This is a genomic window from Paraburkholderia sp. GAS33 (genome assembly GCF_050436645.1).
GTDB classification, from domain to species: Bacteria; Pseudomonadota; Gammaproteobacteria; order Burkholderiales; family Burkholderiaceae; genus Paraburkholderia; species Paraburkholderia phenazinium_B.
This window is the reverse complement of sequence record NZ_JBNDMP010000010.1, coordinates 174,291-194,967: the sequence shown is the minus strand read 5'-3', so window position 1 is coordinate 194,967 and position 20,677 is coordinate 174,291. Positions and strand designations below refer to the sequence as shown.

Annotated in this window: 13 protein-coding genes and 1 pseudogene; 7 read left to right on the top strand and 7 right to left on the bottom strand. The window is 62.4% G+C overall.

Features of this window, described 5'->3' with window-relative positions; translation table 11 throughout:
* Positions 1-237 precede the first annotated feature (237 nt).
* The 3 genes from P3T24_RS27635 (at position 238) to P3T24_RS27625 (ending at position 5,342) form a co-directional block, all read left to right on the top strand.
* Positions 238-2,223 (top strand): DNA topoisomerase IV subunit B, encoded by a 1,986-nt coding sequence (locus P3T24_RS27635; RefSeq protein ID WP_429286274.1) that lies wholly within the window; start codon positions 238-240, stop codon positions 2,221-2,223.
* Between the two features lie 65 nt (positions 2,224-2,288).
* Positions 2,289-4,607 carry a DNA topoisomerase IV subunit A gene (parC, locus tag P3T24_RS27630; protein ID WP_429439613.1) on the top strand — a complete coding sequence of 773 codons (2,319 nt, stop codon included), beginning with the start codon at positions 2,289-2,291 and terminating at the stop codon, positions 4,605-4,607.
* Between the two features lie 276 nt (positions 4,608-4,883).
* Entirely contained in the window at positions 4,884-5,342 is a 459-nt protein-coding gene (locus P3T24_RS27625; RefSeq protein ID WP_074265422.1) for a CopD family protein, read from the top strand.
* 69 nt (positions 5,343-5,411) lie between these two features.
* On the opposite strand, the gene P3T24_RS27620 is transcribed toward P3T24_RS27625, so the two are convergent.
* Entirely contained in the window at positions 5,412-6,395 is a 984-nt protein-coding gene (locus P3T24_RS27620) for a LysR family transcriptional regulator (RefSeq protein WP_074265421.1), read from the bottom strand.
* A 216-nt stretch (positions 6,396-6,611) separates the two neighbouring features.
* Here P3T24_RS27620 and P3T24_RS27615 point away from each other — a divergent pair, with 216 nt between their 5' ends.
* A complete protein-coding gene (locus P3T24_RS27615; RefSeq protein WP_429439611.1) occupies positions 6,612-7,922 on the top strand; it encodes an MFS transporter in 1,311 nt (436 codons plus the stop codon).
* Positions 7,923-7,941: 19 nt separating this feature from the next.
* Positions 7,942-8,970 (top strand): histone deacetylase family protein, encoded by a 1,029-nt coding sequence (locus tag P3T24_RS27610; RefSeq protein ID WP_429408764.1) that lies wholly within the window; start codon positions 7,942-7,944, stop codon positions 8,968-8,970.
* Between the two features lie 31 nt (positions 8,971-9,001).
* Here the strand turns inward: P3T24_RS27610 and P3T24_RS27605 are convergent, their stop codons facing one another.
* From P3T24_RS27605 to P3T24_RS27580, 6 genes and pseudogenes are all read right to left on the bottom strand, one after another.
* Complete coding sequence (locus P3T24_RS27605; RefSeq protein ID WP_074265418.1) at positions 9,002-10,210, bottom strand: chromate transporter; 1,209 nt, start codon at positions 10,208-10,210, stop codon at positions 9,002-9,004.
* A 170-nt stretch (positions 10,211-10,380) separates the two neighbouring features.
* A complete protein-coding gene (locus tag P3T24_RS27600; protein ID WP_429439608.1) occupies positions 10,381-12,750 on the bottom strand; it encodes a bifunctional diguanylate cyclase/phosphodiesterase in 2,370 nt (789 codons plus the stop codon).
* Positions 12,751-13,233: 483 nt separating this feature from the next.
* Positions 13,234-14,122 (bottom strand): annotated as a pseudogene (locus P3T24_RS27595) (PhzF family phenazine biosynthesis protein).
* Between the two features lie 289 nt (positions 14,123-14,411).
* On the bottom strand, positions 14,412-14,876 hold the full coding sequence (locus P3T24_RS27590) for a RidA family protein (RefSeq protein ID WP_429439605.1): 465 nt from the start codon (positions 14,874-14,876) through the stop codon (positions 14,412-14,414).
* Positions 14,877-14,970: 94 nt separating this feature from the next.
* Positions 14,971-16,167, bottom strand: coding sequence for a PLP-dependent aminotransferase family protein (locus P3T24_RS27585; RefSeq protein WP_429439603.1), 1,197 nt, complete (start codon positions 16,165-16,167; stop codon positions 14,971-14,973).
* A 143-nt stretch (positions 16,168-16,310) separates the two neighbouring features.
* Positions 16,311-17,036: a VOC family protein gene (locus P3T24_RS27580; protein WP_429439600.1), complete on the bottom strand. Its 726-nt coding sequence runs from the start codon at positions 17,034-17,036 to the stop codon at positions 16,311-16,313.
* 185 nt (positions 17,037-17,221) lie between these two features.
* Here P3T24_RS27580 and P3T24_RS27575 point away from each other — a divergent pair, with 185 nt between their 5' ends.
* Both P3T24_RS27575 and htpG read left to right on the top strand, forming a co-directional pair.
* Positions 17,222-18,676 (top strand): PLP-dependent aminotransferase family protein, encoded by a 1,455-nt coding sequence (locus P3T24_RS27575; RefSeq protein WP_074265414.1) that lies wholly within the window; start codon positions 17,222-17,224, stop codon positions 18,674-18,676.
* Between the two features lie 68 nt (positions 18,677-18,744).
* Positions 18,745-20,643 (top strand): molecular chaperone HtpG, encoded by a 1,899-nt coding sequence (htpG, locus tag P3T24_RS27570; RefSeq protein WP_429439597.1) that lies wholly within the window; start codon positions 18,745-18,747, stop codon positions 20,641-20,643.
* Positions 20,644-20,677: the final 34 nt, after the last annotated feature.

Below are 20,677 nucleotides of genomic sequence, written 5' to 3'. Positions count from 1 at the left end.
CCCCGTATCGAAATCAGTAAAATACCTCGCGAACAGGCTTCCTCCGGGCGCTCGCGCCGGCCGCGCCGCGTTAGTGCGGCGCAGGAGAGAGTCAGGCGATAAAACAGTTTGCCCGCCGTGCGGGCACCCCACCCACCCCGTTGTTTCGTTTCGCTTTTTTTGAAAACTCAACGCATTGTCCACGGACCTGTCCACAGGACCTGTGGACAACGATGAACCGACGGACCCGAGTCAACCATGTCTACGAAAAAGCCAAACGCCGCGTATAGCGAAGCGTCGATCAAGGTGTTGAAGGGCCTGGAGCCGGTCAAGCAACGACCCGGCATGTACACCCGCACCGAAAATCCGCTGCACATCATTCAGGAAGTCATCGACAACGCATCGGACGAAGCCCTCGGCGGCTACGGCCGGCAGATCACGGTCACGCTGCACGCGGACCAGTCGGTGTCCGTCGACGACGACGGCCGCGGCATCCCCTTCGGCATGCACCCGGAAGAAGGCGTGCCGGTCGTCGAAATCGTCTTCACGCGCCTGCACGCAGGCGGCAAGTTCGACAAGGCCGCGGGCGGCGCCTACACGTTCTCGGGCGGTCTGCACGGGGTGGGCGTCTCGGTCACCAACGCGTTGTCCACGCGCCTCGACGTTACCGTCTGGCGTGAAGGCAAGGTCGCCGAACTGGGCTTTGCCAACGGCGATGTGGCCAGGCAACTAACTGTTCGCCCGGCCGCCAAAGGCGAGAAGAAATCCGGCACACGCGTCACTGCATGGGCCAATCCGAAGTACTTCGACTCGCCGAACCTGCCGCTCAGCGAACTGCAGCGTCTGCTGCGCTCGAAAGCGGTGTTGTTGCCGGGCGTCGAAGTCACGCTCGTCAACGAGAAAACCGGCGAGCGCCAAACCTGGAAGTATGAAGACGGTCTGCGCGGCTATCTGCTCGAAGGCATGAACGGTAGCGACCTGCTGATTCCGCTTTTCGAAGGCGAACGTTACGCCGAGAGTTCGCGCTCGAACGAAGAAACCTTTGCGGAAGGCGAGGGCGCGGCCTGGGTGGTAGCCTGGAGCGAAGAAGGCACGCTCACGCGCGAGTCCTACGTCAACCTGATTCCGACGCCCGCGGGCGGCACGCACGAATCGGGGCTGCGTGATGGTCTGTTCCAGGCGGTCAAGAGCTTCGTCGAGCTGCACAATCTGCAGCCGAAGGGTGTCAAGTTGCTCGCGGAAGACGTGTTCGCGCGCGTGTCGTTTGTGCTGTCCGCGAAGGTGCTCGATCCGCAGTTCCAAGGGCAGATCAAAGAGCGTTTGAACAGCCGCGACGCGGTGAAACTGGTGTCGTCGTTCTCGCGTCCTGCGCTTGAACTGTGGCTGAATCAGCATGTCGAGCATGGCAAAAAACTCGCGGATCTCGTCATCAAGCAGGCGCAAGCCCGCACGCGTGCCGGCCAGAAGGTCGAGAAACGCAAAAGCTCGGGCGTGGCTGTGCTGCCGGGCAAGCTGACCGATTGCGAATCCACGGATATCTCGCGCAACGAACTGTTCCTCGTCGAAGGCGATTCGGCCGGTGGTTCGGCCAAGATGGGGCGCGACAAGGAATATCAGGCCATCCTGCCGCTGCGCGGCAAAGTGCTGAACACGTGGGAAACCGAGCGCGATCGCCTCTTTGCCAATAACGAGGTGCACGACATTTCGGTGGCGATCGGCGTCGATCCGCACAGCCCCGACGACCACATCGATCTGTCCAATCTGCGCTACGGCAAGATCTGCATTCTGTCGGACGCGGACGTGGACGGTTCGCACATCCAGGTATTGCTGCTGACGTTGTTCTTCAAGCACTTCCCGCAACTGATCGAACGCGGTCACGTGTGTGTGGCGCGTCCGCCGCTGTTCCGTGTCGATGCACCTGCACGTGGCAAGAAGCCCGCGCAGAAGCTGTACGCGCTTGACGAAGGCGAGCTCGAAGCGATCCTCGACAAGCTGCGCAAGGACGGCGTGCGCGAAACGCAGTGGTCCATCAGCCGCTTTAAAGGCTTGGGTGAAATGAGCGCGGAGCAGTTGTGGGACACCACGATGAACCCGGACACGCGGCGTCTGTCACCGGTCGCGCTGGGCGAGCTCGACTACGACAGCACCGTCGCCCGCATGACGATGCTGATGGGCAAGGGCGAAGCGGCGTCGCGGCGCAGCTGGCTCGAGGAAAAGGGTAACGAAGTCGAAGCGGATATCTGAGCTGAGCGCCTGACGCAGGCTTGCTCGCAGCGAAACTTCACGCTACATACGGATACGGAATCTAGATGGACGACAACACGCCTGATCTTTTTACGGTGGCGCCGGCGCCCGGCGACTCCCTTACGCTCGGCAACTACGCTGAGCGCGCGTACCTCGACTACGCTGTGAGCGTCGTCAAGGGCCGTGCGCTGCCCGACGTTTGCGACGGCCAGAAGCCGGTGCAGCGGCGCATCCTGTTCTCGATGAACGAGATGGGCCTCTCCGATAACGCGAAGCCGGTCAAATCGGCGCGCGTGGTCGGCGACGTGCTCGGCAAGTATCACCCGCACGGCGACCAGTCGGCGTACGACGCACTGGTGCGTCTCGCGCAAGACTTCTCGATGCGCTATCCGCTGATCGACGGCCAGGGCAATTTCGGCTCGCGCGATGGCGACGGCGCGGCGGCAATGCGATACACAGAAGCGCGCTTGACCCCGATCGCCAAGCTGCTGCTCGATGAAATCGACCAGGGCACTGTCGATTTCATGAAGAACTACGACGGCGAATTCGACGAGCCGCGCCTCTTGCCCGGACGTCTGCCTTTCGTGCTGCTCAATGGCGCCTCGGGCATCGCGGTAGGTCTGGCCACAGAGATCCCGTCGCATAACCTGCGTGAAGTGGCCGCTGCAGCGGTTGCGATGATCCGCAATCCGAAGCTCTCGCACGCTGAATTGATGCAGCACATCCCCGGGCCGGACTTCCCCGGCGGTGGTCAGCTCATTTCGAGCGAAGCCGAAATCTCGGCGGCGTATGAGGCGGGGCGCGGCAGTCTGAAGGTGCGTGCGCGCTGGAAGATCGAAGAGCTCGCACGCGGTCAGTGGCAACTCGTGATCACCGAACTGCCGCCGAATACGGCTACGCAGAAAGTGCTCGAAGAAATCGAGGAGCAGACCAATCCGAAGATCAAGCTCGGCAAGAAGACGCTCACGCCCGAGCAGTTGCAGACCAAGCAGACCATGCTCGCGCTGCTCGACGCCGTGCGCGACGAATCGGGCAAGGACGCGCCCGTGCGTCTCGTGTTCGAGCCGAAGTCGAGCCGCATCGATCAGACCGAGTTCGTCAATTCTTTGCTCGCCCATACGAGCCTGGAATCGAACGCTTCGCTGAATCTGGTGATGGTCGGCTCGGATGGCCGGCCGCGCCAGAAGGGCATTTCCGAAATCCTGCAGGAGTGGATCGGCTTCCGCTTTGTCACCGTTACGCGCCGCACGCGCCATCGTTTGAGCAAGGTCGACGACCGGATTCACATCCTCGAAGGCCGGATGATCGTCTTTTTGAATATCGACGAAGTCATCCGCATCATTCGCGAGTCGGACGAACCGAAGCCGGCGCTGATCAAGGCATTCGGGCTGTCCGACCGGCAAGCCGAAGACATCCTCGAAATCCGTCTGCGCCAGTTGGCGCGGCTGGAAAAGATCAAGATCGAGAAGGAACTGTCCGAGTTGCGCGACGAGAAGGCCAAGCTTGAAGAGCTGCTCGGCAGCGAATCGGCGATGAAGCGCCTGCTCATCAAGGAAATCGAGGGTGACGCGAAGCAATACGGCGACGAGCGCCGCACGCTGATCCAGCAGGAAAAGCGCGCGACCTTCGAAGCCCGCGTTGTGGATGAACCGGTGACGGTAGTGATGTCGCAGCGGGGCTGGGTGAGGGCGCTAAAGGGCCACGGGCTCGATCCGGCCGGCTTCACCTTCAAGGCCGGCGACGCGCTCTATGCGGCGTTCCAGTGCCGCACGCCCGATACGTTGATCGCATGGGGCAGCAACGGGCGCGTCTATTCGGTCGCGGTGGCGCTGCTGCCGGGCGGCCGCGGCGATGGCGTGCCGGTCACCTCGCTGATCGAACTCGAGTCGGGCAGTCATCTGATGCACTACTACGCGGCGCCCGCGGATCAGGCGCTGCTGCTGGCATCGAGCAATGGCTTCGGCTTTATTGCCAAGGTCGGCGACATGGTGAGCCGCGTGAAGGCCGGCAAGTCCTTCATGACCATCGACGAAGGCGCGGCGCCGCTCGTGCCAATGCCTATGCTGCCGGATGCAACGCACATCGCGTGTCTGTCGGGCGGTGGCCGTTTGCTGGTGTTCGGCCTGGACGAGATGAAGACGCTGTCGGGCGGTGGCCGCGGCGTCACGCTGATGGCGCTCGACGAGAAGGAGACGCTCACGCAGGCGCTTGCCATCGGCAAGGCCGGCGTCGTGCTGCTCGGCACGGGCCGCGGTGGTAAAGCGTATGAAGAAACATTGAGCGGCGCGGCGCTCACACCGCATATCGGCAAACGCGCTCGCAAGGGCCGTGCGCCGGACAGCAAGCTGAAGTTGTTGGGCATGCGGCCTGCGCTGAAGGCTTAAAGAAGCCGTAGTGTCGCCGCAACTGCGTGCGTAGTCTTCAATCACGGGCCACGCACGCGGCAGGCAGTGAGCATAAATCGGGGATCGGCGCGCTACGCGGCGCGTCGGCACAACAAATAAAACAAAGGCGAAAAGCGATGACTGCGGAACTGCGCGCACAGCGTGAGGTCGAATGCGGTCATTAGCCGCGTCGGACAAGGCTGTGGACAGCGTCGTAAGGCTCCAGCCTGTCCGCCCACAAGCGGTACGCCCATCATCGAGAGAGAGGAAAACAACATGACCAAAGCCGTCGAGCTCGCGCTCTTTTTGCATTTGCTGGGTGTGGCCGTGTGGGTCGGCGGTATGGTCTTCGCACACTTTTGTCTGCGCCCGGCTCTCGCCGATCTCTCGCCGCAACTGCGTTTGCCGCTGTGGGAATCGGTGTTCGGGCGCTTCTTCAACTGGGTCGCCGCTTCGGTAATCATCATCTTGCTGTCGGGCGGCTTCATGCTGACGCAGTTCGGCGGCGCGCATGCGTCGTGGCAACTACATGCCATGGCGGGTCTCGGCATCGTGATGATGCTGATCTTCGGGCATATCCGCTTTGCCGTGTTTCCGCGTATCCGTCGCGCGGTGCAGGCGCAAAATTGGCCAGATGGTGCGCGGGCAGTCGGAACAGTGCGGCGTCTGGTGGTCGTCAATCTGGTGCTGGGCGTCGTGACGATCGGTGTTTCAGTGTTGTCCGGTGCCGTGTAGGCGAAGCGTCGCGCACCGCATCACGTTTAGACGAAAGGCCGCTGCCAGGCGGCCTTTTTCAATTCCAATTCATATCCGCGCCACGGTCTGACTCGCCGGCCCCACGAGCCGCTCCGCCAGCGAGTAGCGCTGCATACACCGCTCCATGCTGTCGAGAAACGCATGATCCGCTGCATTCATCTTACGGTCGCGATGCCAAAGCAGATGGACGTCGACATCGGCGAGTCCCTCGTCCGGTGGCAAGCGCCAGAGCCGCTGCTGCGCAAGATCGTCCCGCACGATGTGCTCTGGCAGGCAGCCGACGCCATAGCCTGCGAAAATCAGCCGCCGGACTTCGTCGAGACTCGGTGACGACGCCACGATGCGTCCTGTGAAGCCCTTCTGATCGCGAAACACCGTGAGCGGCGAGAGGCTGTCGCCGATCTGGTCGCTCGTGAACGAGACAAAGTTCTCCGCCAGCAGGTCGTCCATCGTCAGTTGCGACTTGCCGAACAGGCGGTGGTGCCGTCCGCAGAAAATCGCATAGCGTTGCCGCAGAAAACAGCGCATTTCCAGTTTGTCGACCGGCGTGCGGCACAGGCTGAGCCCTGCGGTCGCCGTCTTTTGCAGTAGCGACGAGATGATGTCCGACGAACGCATCACTTCGATCTGCAGATCGATACGCGGATAGGTGCGATGAAATTCGGCGAGAAATTCGTCGTAGACCGGCGAGTCGATCCGGCTCACGCTCAACAGGCGGATCGCGCCGGTAATGTCTGCGGTGCGATCGTCGAGTTCGGTTTCCAGCCGGGAAATGTTGCCGTAGATATCGCTCGCGATCCGGTAGACCTCTTCGCCCGCCTGGGTGGGCACGAAGTGCGGGCCGCGCCGTTCGATCAGCTTGCGTTCCAGCGTGTCTTCGAGCCGCTTGAGCGCCTGGCTGACAGCCGGTTGTGTGACATGCAACCGCGCCGCCGCACGGCTCAAGCTGCGCTCCTGCATGATCACGAGGTAGGTGCGCAGCAGGTTCCAGTCGAGCCGGTCATTGAGAAAAGAGGCAATTTCGGCGCGCATGATGGCCCTGCTAAGCAGTTGAAGTATTAGCCAGATTTATATCAAGAATAATAACTCGAAATTTGACTAATGTTTTATGGCTGTTGATAAACGATCTGTACACCTTTAAAAGTGTGCGCGGCGCGCGCGACCCGGCGGCGCCACAATCGCCACAATCGACAGGCATGTCGGTCGTACGCTCCCGCAGAGGGGCGGCGAACCAGCCAAGGAGCGCTCATGAACCAGCCTGCAATCCCCGCCCGCCAACCGGCACGTGCGGCGACCGCCGCGTTTATCGGCACCATGATCGAGTGGTACGACTTCTACATCTACGCTACCGCCGCTGCGCTGGTGTTTGGCGCGCTGTATTTTCCATCGCAGGATCCGTTTGTCAGCACCATGGCGTCGTTCGCTACGTTCGCGGTGGGCTTCTTCGCGCGCCCGATCGGCGGCCTGATCTTCGGCCACGTGGGCGATCGTTTCGGCCGCAAGAAAGCCCTGATGACCACGCTGATGATGATGGGTATCGCCACGGTCTGCGTCGGCCTGCTGCCTGACTTCTCGAAGGTGGGCGTGCTGGCTCCCGTGCTGCTGGTGTTGCTGCGCGTGGTGCAGGGTCTTGCCGTGGGCGGCGAGTGGGGTGGGGCGGTGCTGATGGCGGGCGAACACGCGCCGCAGGGGCGTCGCACGTTCTTCGCGTCGTTCGCGCAGCTTGGCAGCCCGGCAGGGTTGATCCTGTCGCTGGTGGCGTTTCGTGCGGTGACTTCGCTCGATAAGGCCGACTTCATGTCGTGGGGCTGGCGTTTGCCGTTTCTGGCGAGCTCGGTGCTGCTGGTGGTCGGCATCCTGATCCGCCTTGGCGTCAACGAGTCGCCGGAGTTCGCTCAGGTGAAGGAAGCGAACAAGACCTTGAAGCTGCCCGTCGCCGAGGTGTTCAGTTCGGCGTGGCGGCTCGTGCTGCTGTGTATCGGTGCAAACACGATCGGCATTGCAGGCGTGTATTTCACCAACACGTTCATGATCGCTTATACGACGCAGTATGTCGGAGTGACACGCTCCCTCATCCTCGATTGCTTGTTTGCCGTCGCGATTATCCAGTTGTGCGCGCAACCGGTCGCGGCGTGGCTTGCCGAGCGTATCGGCAGCGCACGCTTCCTCAAGTTCGCTGCGCTCGCTGCGATGCTCTCGCCTTATCCGATGTTCGTGCTTGTGCAAAGCGGCAGCGTCGTGCCGATGGTGATCGGTATTGCGATTGCGGTAGTCTGCATGTCGAGCTTCTATTCGGTGATCGCAGGCTTTGTCAGCGGGGTGTTTCCAACGCGCGTGCGTTATTCCGCCATCTCCCTCTCGTATCAGGTGTGCGGCGCCGTGGCGGGCGGTCTGACGCCGCTGATCGGCACTTATCTGGCCCATCGCTTCATCGGCCAATGGTGGCCGCTTGCTGTGTTCTACACTTGTCTCGCAGCTATCTCGCTGTTGTGCATCGCTGCACTGGATGCGCGTCGTTCGCAGCGCGCCGATGCGACCGAAGCGCTGCGCGTCAGCTGATCTTCTTTCGGCAAACATCATGCAAACTTTTTTCCATCCTGAACAGCTGAAACATCATCCGCGCAGCTACTTTTCGCGCGGGCAGATGCGGCCGGCGCAGGAAGTGCCGGAGCGTGCCGCACACCTCGTTGCGGCGGTGAAGTCGCTCGGCTTCGAGATTCATGAGCCGGTCGACGGCGGCCTCGATGCCATCGCCGCGGTGCATGACATCCACTACCTGCGTTTCCTCGAAGAGGCGCACACCGAATGGATGCAAATGTCCGACGACTGGGGCGACGAGGTCATGTCGAACATCTATGTGCGCGAGCCGAATCCGCTGCGCGGCATTCTCGCCCGGGCGGGGCGCTATCAGGCCGACGGCAGTTGCCCGATCGGCGAACACACGTGGCGCGCCGCTTACTGGTCGGCACAAAGCGCGCTCGCCGCGGCTACGGCGGTCAACAGCGGCGTGCGTGAGACGTACGCGCTGTGCCGCCCGCCTGGTCATCATGCGCGACGCGATGCGGCTGGCGGCTTCTGCTATCTGAACAACGCGGCTATCGCGGCGCAGGCATTGCGCAAGCAGTACGGGCGCGTCGCGATTCTCGACACCGACATGCACCACGGCCAGGGCGTGCAGGAAATCTTTTACGGCCGCGACGATGTGCTCTACGTATCGATTCACGGAGACCCCACCAATTTCTACCCGGTTGTGACCGGCTACGAGGACGAGCGTGGCACGGGCGCAGGAGACGGCTTTAACGTCAATTTCCCGATGCCGCACGGTTCATCCGAGGATGTGTTTTTTGAACGCGTCGACGACGCGCTACGTGTGCTCAAGCGTTTCGAGCCGGATGCGTTGGTGCTGGCGCTGGGCTTCGATATCTACAAGGACGATCCGCAATCGCATGTGGATGTGACGACCGAAGGTTTCGGTCGTCTTGGTGCGGCCATCGGCGCGCTGGCGTTGCCTTCGGTGATCGTTCAGGAAGGGGGATATCACCTCGAGAGTCTCGAGTCGAATGCGCGGGCGTTCTTTGGCGGCTTTGCCGCGGCGCGCTCGCGCTGAGCGCAAGGGTGCGGCGTCGAGAGACGCCGGCCTACGCGATCGCCGCATAAGCGAGCCACAGCCCGCACGCACCAGCCACTGTACCGTACACGATATAGACCGGCACCTTGAGCTTGGCAAAACACATGCACGAGAACAGCGCGGTCACCACGTACTGTGGCTGCAACGGCACGCGCTGTGCAATCCGCAATACGGCGACCGCGAGAAAGGCTGTGGTCACCGCGCGCAGAATCCGCATGCCGTGCTCGAAGCGCGGATTGGCCTTCAACTGATGCAGGTTGCGTTGCGCTAGCACGACGAGGCAGCCTGACGGCACGAACAGTGCGAGCGTGGCGATCAACGCGCCAGGCCAGCCATCGACAAGGTAGCCGAAGAACGGCACCACGTTCAGCAACGGTCCGGGCGACATCGGCGAGAGCGAGAAGGCCAGCGTGAAATCGTTATCCGATACGCCTATGCCTGGCGTGACAAAGAGCGCTTTCAACACCGGCAACGCAGAGAAGCCACCGCCGAATAGCGTCATGCCCGCGCCTGCAAGCCGCGGCCACAGCAGGGCGAGTTCGTAGCGATGCGGGAGTGGAACGGCAAACAGAGCCAGCAGTACGCACAGGGCAGCCATCAGTTGCAGGTCGCTGCGCGCAATCGAGATATTGAGCCTCGCTTCGCGCTCGGGACTGTTGAACCAGCCCACCGCGAATGCCACGCCGAGCATCGCAACGTAAGCGGCCGGGCTGCGTGCATAGAAGAGTATGACCCAGCCGAGCAGCGCCGCAATCCACGCCACCTTGCCGCGCACGAGCGCGCGCGTCTGCTTGTACCAGGTCACCGCGATCAGCGTGCCCAGTACGACGCTAAAGTGATTGAGAAGGGTTTGCGATGCGACGGCCCGTACGAACGGCGTACGGTAGAAAATCGCGAAGAGCGTCATCAGCATGAAGAAGGGCAGCACGCTGGCGATGCCTGCGACCCATGCGCCCGCTCGTCCGCGTAACGCGTGACCTACCTGCACGGCAACGTTGCAGCCCACTGGCCCGGGCACCATCCATGCCAGCGCGATCAGATCGGAGAACGCCACCCGCGACAGACGGCCTTCGCGCTCGACATAGTGGTTCTCGAGTTGCGCCATCAGCGCGAGCCCGCCCCATGAGAGCGCCGACAGGCCGCACACGACCCGGAACAGCGTCCACAACGGTTCCCGCTCTGCGCGTCCGATGGCGTCCTGGCTCGTGATCATGTACATGGCGGTCCGCACGCCGGACATCCCGGACATGCTGTCTGAGTAAGGCTGACCAGGTTGCGCGCCAAGCCTCGGCGGGAAGGCGCGTGGAATGCTTCAGTACTCTTGAATATATCTGCAAATGCGCATGTGTGCACCGCAAGGCTGCCGCGCGCGTCGGGCCGCGCCGCAGCTTAAGCCGATAGTCCGCTGGTGCTCGACGTTGTGCTGGCGTTGTCGGCAGTCGGCTCGCGGGCAATGCGCCGCTCCGGCATGCCGCAGACGCCGAAGCGCTCGAGCAGTGCCGGAATGGCGTCGACGGGAACCGGCCGTGAAAACAGGAAGCCCTGCGCTTCGATATGACCGAGCGCCGCAAGCCAGGCGATCTGTTCTTCCGTCTCAGTGCCTTCCACTACCACCGTGAGCCCGAGCGAACGCGCGAGGTTGACGATGGCCGTCACCATCACGCAGACGCTGCGGTCGCCAGGAATGGCCTGCACGAACGAGCGATCGACCTTCAGCGTATCGACGGAGAAGCGGTTCAGATACGACAGCGACGAATAGCCGGTGCCGAAATCGTCCAGCGCGATGCGCACGCCGAGGCGCTTGAGCGCGAAGATTTTCTCCGAGACCAGTTCGGGATATTCCATCATCGCGGTCTCGGTAATCTCGAGTTCGAGGCGGCGGGCGGAGATGCCCGTTTCCTCGATCGCATGTGAGATGGTCTGATAGAGGTCGCCGCGCCAGAACTGCACCGCCGAGATGTTCACCGCCAGCGACAGCGTGTCGTACCCCTGCTGTTGCCACAGCGCCAGTTGACGGCAGGCGGTCTCGATCACGAAGTCGCCGATCGGCACGATCAGGCCGGTCGACTCGGCAACGGGAATGAATTCATTGGCCGGAATCAGGCCATGCTGCGGATGGTTCCAGCGCACCAGCGCTTCGAAGCCAGTGATGCAGCGCCGCGTCAGGTCGATCTTCGGCTGGTATGCGAGGAACAGCTGACCTTCGGCGAGCGCCACACGCAGTTGCTGTTCCCACTTCATCAGGTGATCGGCACGATGCGACAGTTGCGGCGAATAAAACTGGTAGCAATTCTTCCCGGCGTCTTTCGCGCTGTACATCGCGAGGTCGGCTTTTTTCAGCAGGTCGATTTCGCTTTCGTTCGGCACCGAATAGAGCGCAATGCCTATGCTCGCATGCAGCACGAATGCGCTGCCGCGCACTTCGAACGGCTTGGCGAAGACTTCGGCCGCGGCCTCCGCGAGATCGACGGCGCGCTTTTCGACGTCATCGCCTTTGATCACAACCACGAACTCGTCGCCGCCGATGCGGCTCAACGCACCGCCTTCGCCGACTGCTTCGGACAGACGCGACGCGGTCATCTGCAGCACGATGTCGCCGGCGTTGTGACCGAGCGTATCGTTGACGGTCTTGAAGTTGTCGAGGTCGATAAAGAGAATCGCGAGCCGGCCCAGGTTCGTCGGGTTGGCGACGTCGTGGCGCAAGCTCTGCAGCGTCGCATAACGGTTGCGCAGGCCGGTCAGCAGATCGTATTCGACCAGATGCGTCATCTCGCGCTCTCGGCCGAGCAGCTTGCCGATCAAACCGGTGGCCACCGCAAAGAAGCTGAGCATGGCGAGCGAAATGAAACTCGCCATCAGCAGATAGACGTCGCGGGTGTGGTTGTAGTCGGCGAACTCTTCGGCTTGCGAGAGGCCCACCAGCACGCCGAGCGGATAACCGTCGATGTGCCGGTACGAGAAGATGCGCGTGACGTTGTCGATCGAATCGACATAGGTGCCCGACACATGCTCGGAAGTCGGATACGAACCGCTGGCGGAGAATTTGCCATTGGCGGCTTCGGCGTTGCCGGTGCGGCGCGCGAGCACCGTGCCGTTGTCGGAGACCACAGCGATTACACCGTCGTGGCCGATCGCCGCATTGTTGTAGAAATCGCTCGTAAAGTAGCTCGGATCTTCGGAGACCACTACGACGCCGGCAAAAGAACCGTCCGGGTGATTGAGCCGGCGTGTCATCTGCAGCGTCCACTGTCCCGACACGCGGCCGAGCACCGGCTTGCTGATGTAGAGGTTGTCGTCGTTCTCGTGCTCATGCACCTTGAAGTGATCGCGGTCCGACAGGTCGATCTGCTTGGGATTCTGTTCGGTCGTGTTTGAAACCAGAATGCCGTGCTCGTCGATGATCGAAACCTGCACCAGGGTGTCGCTCTGCACGACGCCTTTCTCAACCGTACTGGCGAGATCGAAACGATCCGGGGTCTTCTCGAACTCGTATTTGACGAAGCGCGTGATCTGATCGACCTGATGGATGGCCTTGACCGTATGCTGTTCGAGCGCTGCCGAGAGGATCGCGGCAGAGGCCATCGCCTCACGCGAGGTGGCGTCTTTTTCGACCGACAGGCGCGCGAAGATAACAGTCCATAACAGCACCAGCACCAGCACGCCGAGCGCAGGAATGGCGAGCAGCGCGCGCCGGCGCGGCGCGACCGCATCGGGGCGGTGTCTCGCGTCGCGCACAGCTGAGAAGCGGGGCTGACTCATCGGGAGGACCGCGCCCGTGTGCCGTTCCGCAGCGGCTTCGCATACATCGACTGCGCTGGTTTCGAGATTGGCTGCATGGTGAGCGAGGTGCCGGGACTACTGCGCAGGAGGAAAGAGCGTGGCGTGTTGCCAGATCGTCCGTAGGGCGTTGAATACGTTTCGATATTACTGAATGCCAATGGATTAAGGAAGGGGCCATGCTGCGGGTATACGCGGCCCTCGACAGGCATACGAACACAACCTCTGACGGGCGTGCAGCGGCCGTAGCAGGCGCCGCGCCGGGTAAGCGTTTTCGAAGGGTTCGTCGAGGCGAGACTGACCTCTACCCCAAAGTGCTCGCCATCCTTACAGCCGTACGACATGGAGTTGTCCTGACGAGGCGTTTTGTGGACAAGCTTGGCTCAAATGGGCGATCGCCGCTCAAGTGTTTTTTGCATGCAATATGCGCGAGGCTTTCGCGTTCCTTCGGCGCGCCGCTACGAGTCAGGGCAACCTGAACGTGCCGTCGACTACCGTGACCGCTGGTCCACCGATCCACGTCTTGCCGGCAGCGTCGTCATAGCGCACGGATACCTGGCCCGCGCGACCCAGCACGGTGCCTTGGCGGACTGTGTAGGAAGCCCCCGGCCGTCGTTGCTGCGCGCTCAATAGTCCGGCGATTGCTGCGTTCGCACTGCCGGTTACCGGGTCTTCACCCGTGCCGAGACCGCCGCCCACCATCAGGCAGCGCACTTCGAAAGTGGCGGGGCCGTCAGGATCATGTGGACCGTAGACCGCAACGCCATGGGTGCCGACCGCTTCGACGACGCGCTTGAGTGCTGCGGCATCCGGCTTGATGGCGAGACAGGCAGCGGCCGAATTCACCCGCACGACGAGCCATGGTGCACCGTTGTCGATACCACAAGGTGCCGCGCTGAAATCGATCGCGTCGGTACGCAGCGCATCCGTCAAGGTTGTGTACAAGTCTGTCGGCAACGGCGTGACACGCGCAGGTGGCGCAACGAAAGCCCATGCACCGCCTGCCTGCTTGCGCGTTCAGTTCCACGAGGCCGGCACCGCATTGCTGAAACAGTTTGCCTGGCGTCCTGGGCTGATAGCCGCTTTCGAGCAAGGCATGAGCAGTGCCGATAGTCGGATGGCCCGCGAACGGCAACTCGCCTTCGACGGTGAAGATGCGTACGTGATAGTCCGCATCCGGGTGGGTCGGCTTGACGAGGAACGTGGTCTCGGACAGGTTGGTCCAGCGGGCGATGGCCTGCATCTGGGCGCCGTCGAGGTCGTCGGCCTCGAACACGACTGCAAGCGGATTGCCTTTGAACGGCACCGGAGTGAAAACATCAACCTGCTTGAAGCGGACAGTGCGAGCGGACATTTGGCCTGGCGTTTGATTTATTGAGCAATTGGCTGACGCAGCGATCGATTCTACTGTGGGATCAGCCTTCGAGCCACCGGCTTCGCGTGAATTTTTGTGCAGTTTTTTGCGTGTTTTTATTGGCTCAATTGACTAGCGGCGGAACAGGCATATTGAACGGCGTCAATTGGCGAAAATGGATGGTAGCGATACGCGCGGCGCAATCCACAAAAGAAAACGCGCCGTAAGTGCGCGAGCACTTCACGGCGCGTGACAGAGCGTGGTGGGACGCTCCGGTAGCCGGACTGCTTTACTCCACTTCGGCGATCATCTCGATCTCGACGCAGGCGCCCAACGGAATCTGCGCCACGCCGAAGGCCGAGCGTGCATGCTTACCGCGCTCGCCGAACACATCCGCGATCAGCTCGGACGCACCGTTGGTGACGAGATGCTGCTCGGTGAAATCGAGCGTCGAGTTCACGAGGCTCATCAGCTTGACGATCCGCTTGACGCGATTCAGGTCGCCCACGTGCGCATGCAGTGTGGCCAGCAGGTCGACGGCGATCAAGCGCGCGGCGACCTTGCCTTCTTCCGTGGTCAGGCTGTCACCGAGCTTGCCGGCCCACACCTTGCCGTCCTTCTTGGCAATGTGGCCCGACAGGTACACCGTGTTGCCGCTCTGCGCGCTCATCACGTAGGCGGCTGCGGGGGCGCCGGCGGTGGGCAGTTCGATACCCAGTTCCTTCAGCTTGTCGTACACATTTGCTTGAGTCATTGCAGGTCCTTGCTAATGAGTAAATGGGTGAATGGTGAGTGGTAAGCGGGTGACAGCCGTGGCGCTTGCCCGGCTCACGCCCGCCCGAACTCGTTCAAACGCGCGCGCGGATCAGCGCTGCGAGACGGCCTACGCCTTCGTCGATCCTGGCGGGCGGCACGGTGACGAACGACAGACGCAGCGTGTTGTGCTGCGCCTCGTCGGCATAGAACGGACCGCCCGGCACGAACGCGACATTCTGTGCAACGGCTTCCTCGAGCAGCTTCATGCTGTCGATCTGCGTGGGCAATTTCACCCACACGAACATGCCGCCTTCGGGCCGGTTCCAGCTTACGCCTTCTGGCATATAGCGTTCGAGTGCCGCCAGCATCGCCGCGCACTGATCGCGATACAGCGCGCGGATGGTCGGCACGTGGGTGTCGAGAAAGCCGTCCTTCACCACTTCATGCACGATGCGTTGCGTGAAGCTCGGCGTGTGCAGGTCGGTGGCCTGTTTGGCCTGGACGAGCTTGAAGTGCAGTTCCTCGGGAGCAATGATGTAGCCCACGCGCAGTCCCGGGGCGAGCACCTTGGAGAACGAACCGAGATGGACGATATGGTTCGGCGCCATCGACAGCATGGTGGGCAGCGGTTCGCCGGCGTAATCGAGTGCGCCGTACGGATCGTCCTCGATGATCGGGAACGGCGCGCGCGGCGCCAGTTCGGCGAGGGCGCGGCGGCGCTCGAGCGGTAGACGGCGGCCAGTCGGATTCTGGAAATTCGGCTGCGTGTACAGGAGGCGTGCACCGGCCGTCAGCTCGGGCGTGAGCGCCGAGGGGATCAAACCGTTATCGTCAGTCGCGACCTGGACGTAGCGCGGCTCGTACATTGAAAACGATTGCAACGCGCCGAGATACGTCGGTGTTTCGACCAGCACCGGACTGTCTGGGCAAACCAGCACCTTGCCGAGCAGATCGAGCGCCTGCTGCGAACCGGTGGTGACGAGCACCTGCGAGGCGCGGATTTGCGCGCCGTTGACCGAGTGGCGTGCGGCGATCCATTCGCGCAGCGGCAGGTAGCCTTCGGTTGCACTGTATTGCAGCGCCGCGGCGGGCGAATCGCGCAGGATCCGGTCCGATGCCTCACGCATTCTTTCTGCAGGGAAGGTGGCCGGGGACGGCAGGCCGCCCGCGAACGAGATGACTTCGGGCCGTTCGGTGACCTTCAGGATTTCGCGAATCGCCGAGCTGGTGAGCTTGCGTGCGCGTTCGGAAAGTTGCCACGTGGGGGCTTGAAGGTCGCTATGGTCCATGTTGTCCTCGACAGGTGTTGCTGGATCGGATTCGTCAAAAGCTTCGATTATCGCGCGAGTGGCCTTGCCACGGGCGCGTCGCAAGGCGCACTGCGCCTTGGTTTGCTGCGGCGAGCGGCGCGCTCGCGTCAATGCTCGTGCAACTATTTCAGGGTGCGCAGGCCGTTCGGGGTTTCGATTTCGGCCACTAGCGTTGCGGTCTCGACCGTACCTTCGCCGTCACCTTTGCCCTCGGCAATGTCCGGCGCCGACAGGGCGATCAGGTGTGCCGCGCCGAGCCAGCGCAGGTGGGCCGCCACGGTCTCCGCCTGCGGGTGAATGCCCTTGAGCGACTTCAGCGCCAGTCCGGTCTCCGGCAACACGTCCGAAGGGTGCTGCGGCGTGTCCCACTGAATCAGCGTCGGCACGATGCCGTCGCCGGCGCCTTGGCAGCCTGGGAACGCACCGTCGTCCGGCACTGACAGCCCCCAGGTGAACACACCGCGACTCATTGGCACGACCGGCGGGATCCGCTGCGGATACTGCGCCTGCCAGCGCGGCAGGTCCTTCGGCCGCTCGACACGCACAACCCAATGCGACAGATAGGGGCCACTGGCGAGGCGCGCGTGGGTCGCCGCGGCATCGAGCGCGAACAGGCGCGGGCGGGCGTCGGCGCCGCTGGCGGGTGCCTCGGCGTCCGGATCGACTGCAATCACCTCGAGATACACGCCATCCCACAGATTCAGCAGCCGGTTGTGGGTGCGCATCAGCGGATGCGAACCGCCGCCGGCCGGCTCCACGCCAAGCGTGTCGGCGACATACTGGGTGCCCTCGTCGAGCGTGCGGGCGGAAATCACGAGGTGGTCGAGTCGAAGCGTGTGTGCGGTCATGGCGATGTACAAAACGGATTCTGCGCTGGGGCCGGCAGACCTGCGGGAAGGCAGGCGGTGTGCCGGGGCCGTAAGCATAACCGTTTGCTGGCGCGGGTTGGCCCTTCAGCCCAAATGTAGCGTTGCCCACCTGCACAGTAACGGTACAATCGTCCCGATAGTGTTCGGTACAGTTGGAGCCTCCTATGTCTGCCGCGCTCGACCAGATTCCCGCCCCGCACGACGCGTCTTCGTTGACGCTCGTCGATCAGCTCGTCCAGTGGGCACGCCGCCGCATCGAGGAACGCGTGTTCCGCGCCGGCATGCGCATGCCGTCCATCCGCAAGCTCGCGCTGGACAAGGGCGTGTCGCGCTTTACGGTGGTGGAGGCCTACGAGCGGCTCGTCGCCCAAGGCTACCTCGATTCGCGGCGCGGCTCCGGTTTCTACGTGCGCGAACGTCTGGCCGCTCCCATGCCCGGCGAGCGCCGTCAGAACCCCGAAGCCGCGCCCGCCACGAAGACGATCGACGTCGTCTGGCTCCTGCGCAACATGCTGCAGACTTCGACCCGGCCGGAACGCGGCCCCGGTCTCGGCTTCCTGCCGAGCCGCTGGCTCGACGGCGAACTGATCACTGGCGCGCTGCGCACGCTGGGCCGGCAAAGCGGCGCCCAGATGCTCAGTTTCGGCACGCCGCAGGGCTTCCTGCCGCTGCGTCAGCAGTTGCAGACGCGGCTCGAGGAGCTGGAAATCGGCGCGTCGCCGGATCAGATCGTGCTCGCCTCGGGCATCACCCAGGCGATCGACCTGATCTCACGCATTTTTGTGCAGCCCGGCGACGCGGTGATTGTCGGCGACCCGGCCTGGTTCCAGATGTTCGGCCGCTTTGTCTCGCAAGGCGCGCACCTCGTCGGCATGCCGTACACACCGGACGGGCCGGATCTGGATGCGTTCGAAACGCTGGTGCAGATGTGGCGCCCGAAAATGCTGGTGATCAACTCGGTGCTGCAGAATCCGACCGGCACCTCGCTCACCGCTGCGCAGGCCTTCCGCATCCTGCGGCTCGCGGAAGAATACGATTTCATCGTCGTCGAGGACGATGTCTACGGCGATCTTTGCCCGCCCGGCTATCCGGCTACGCGGCTTGCGAGCCTCGATCAGTTAAAGCGCGTGATCTACCTCGGCAGCTTTTCGAAGACACTGGCGGCCAATCTGCGGGTCGGTTTCATCGCCTGTTCGCCGGAGGTTGCGAAGGCCGTCACGGACCAGAAAATGCTGGTCGGCATGACGAGCCCCGAGCTCAACGAGCGCGTGCTGTACAAGATCCTCACCGAAGGCCACTACCGGCGTCACGTGGAACGGCTGCGGGCGCGCCTCGACGGCGTGCGCGACAAGTCCGCGCGGATGCTCGAGAAGACAGGGATGAAGCTGTTCCAGACACCCGGCGCGGGCATCTTCCTGTGGGCCGATACTGGCGTCGACTCGGACGTGCTTGCCGCCGCCGCGCATGAGGCCGGCTTTCTGCTGACGCCGGGCAGCCTGTTTTCGCCGCAGCAGTCGCCGTCCAGCTGGACCCGCTTTAACGTCGCCAATTGCGGCGATCCGGCGCTGCCGGCCTTCCTGTGCCGCTATCTGGATGGCGTCGCGCGGCGCGCCTCTTGAAATCGTGGCGATAGTACCCAATTAGCCCCCGATCCGAATCAACCGCAACAGAGAAAGGAAGTCCGACCATGGCACAAGAAACCATGAGCTTTCAGGCAGAAGTGAAACAGCTTCTGCAACTGATGATTCATTCGCTGTACAGCAACAAGGAAATTTTTCTGCGTGAGCTGATTTCGAACGCCTCGGATGCTGCCGACAAGCTGCGTTTCGAAGCGATCGAAAACAACGCGCTCTACGAAAACGACCCGAATCTGCGGATTCGTATTTCGTACGACAAGGCCGCCCGCACCGTCACGATCGACGACAACGGCATCGGCATGAGCCGCGACGAAGCGGTCTCGCACCTCGGCACGATCGCGCGCTCGGGCACCAAGGAATTCTTCGGCAAGCTCTCCGGCGATCAGCAAAAAGACGCGGCATTGATTGGCCAGTTCGGCGTGGGTTTCTACTCGGGCTTTATCGTCGCCGACAAGATCACCGTCGAAACGCGCCGTGCCGGCTTGTCTGCGGCCGAGGGCGTGCGCTGGGAAAGCGCCGGTGAAGGCGATTTCGCAGTGGAGACGATCGAGCGCGCGCAGCGCGGCACGACCATCACGCTGCATCTGCGGCCCGAGGAAGACGAACTGCTGTCGTCGCACCGTCTGAAGTCGATCATCCAGAAGTATTCGGACCACGTCGCGCTGCCCATCCTGATGCAGAAGGAAGAATGGGATGCGGAAAAGAGCGAGATGGTCACGAAGGACGAGGACGAGACCGTCAACCAGGCGAGCGCGCTGTGGACCCGTTCCAAGAACGACATCACCGACGAGCAGTACAAGCAGTTCTATCAGCATCTGTCGCACGACCATCAGGAGCCGCTGACGTGGACGCATAACCGCGTCGAAGGCCGCAGCGAATATACGCAACTGCTGTACGTGCCGAGCGCGGCGCCCTTCGACATGTGGAACCGCGATCATCGCGGCGGGCTGAAGCTGTATGTGAAGCGCGTCTTCATCATGGACGATGCCGAGCAACTGCTGCCCACGTATCTGCGCTTCATCAAGGGCGTGGTCGACTCGAGCGATCTGCCGCTGAACGTGTCGCGTGAAATCCTCCAGGAAAGCCGCGATGTGAAGGCGATCCGCGAAGGCGTGACCAAGCGTTCGCTGTCGATGCTCGAAGATCTGGCAAACGCCGATAACGACGCCGACAAGCAAAAGTATGCGACGTTCTGGAAGGAATTCGGTCAAGCGTTGAAGGAAGGCGTGGGTGAGGATTTCGCCAACATGGACCGGATTGCCAAGCTGATCCGCTTCGCCTCGACGCATAACGAGTCGCCTGAGCAGACGGTCTCGCTGGCGGATTATGTTGCGCGCATGAAGCCCGAGCAGACCAAGATTTACTACGTGACCGCAGATACGTTCCAGGCCGCGACGCATAGCCCGCACCTCGAAGTATTTCGCAAGAAGGGCGTGGAAGTGCTGCTGCTGACCGATCGCGTCGACGAATGGATGCTGTCGTTCCTGAACGAGTTCGACGGCAAGCCGCTGCAAAGCGTCGCGCGTGGCGACCTCGATCTGGGCGCATTGAACGACAAGGAAAAGCAGGCGCAGGAAAAGGTCAGCGAAGAGTTGAAGCCGCTCGTCGAGAAGATGAAGGAAGCGTTGAAGGACAAGGCTAAAGACGTGCGTTTGACGTTCCGCTTGACCGACTCGCCGTCCTGCCTCGTGGCCGACGATGGCGAGATGAGCGGTTACCTGCAGCGCATGCTGAAGGCCGCCGGTCAGCAAGCGCCTTCGTTCCATCCGATTCTGGAAGTGAATCCGGAGCACGCGCTGGTGAAGACCCTGCATACGGATAGCGCGAACTTCGACGACTGGTGTCATCTGCTGTTCGACCAGGCCATGCTTGCAGAAGGCGGCGCGCTGGAAGATCCGGCGAGCTTCGTCAAGCGGACTAACGCGCTGCTGTTGGCACGCGCAGGTTGAACGCGATCGAGACGCCGGTTTTTTAGGCGTTAGT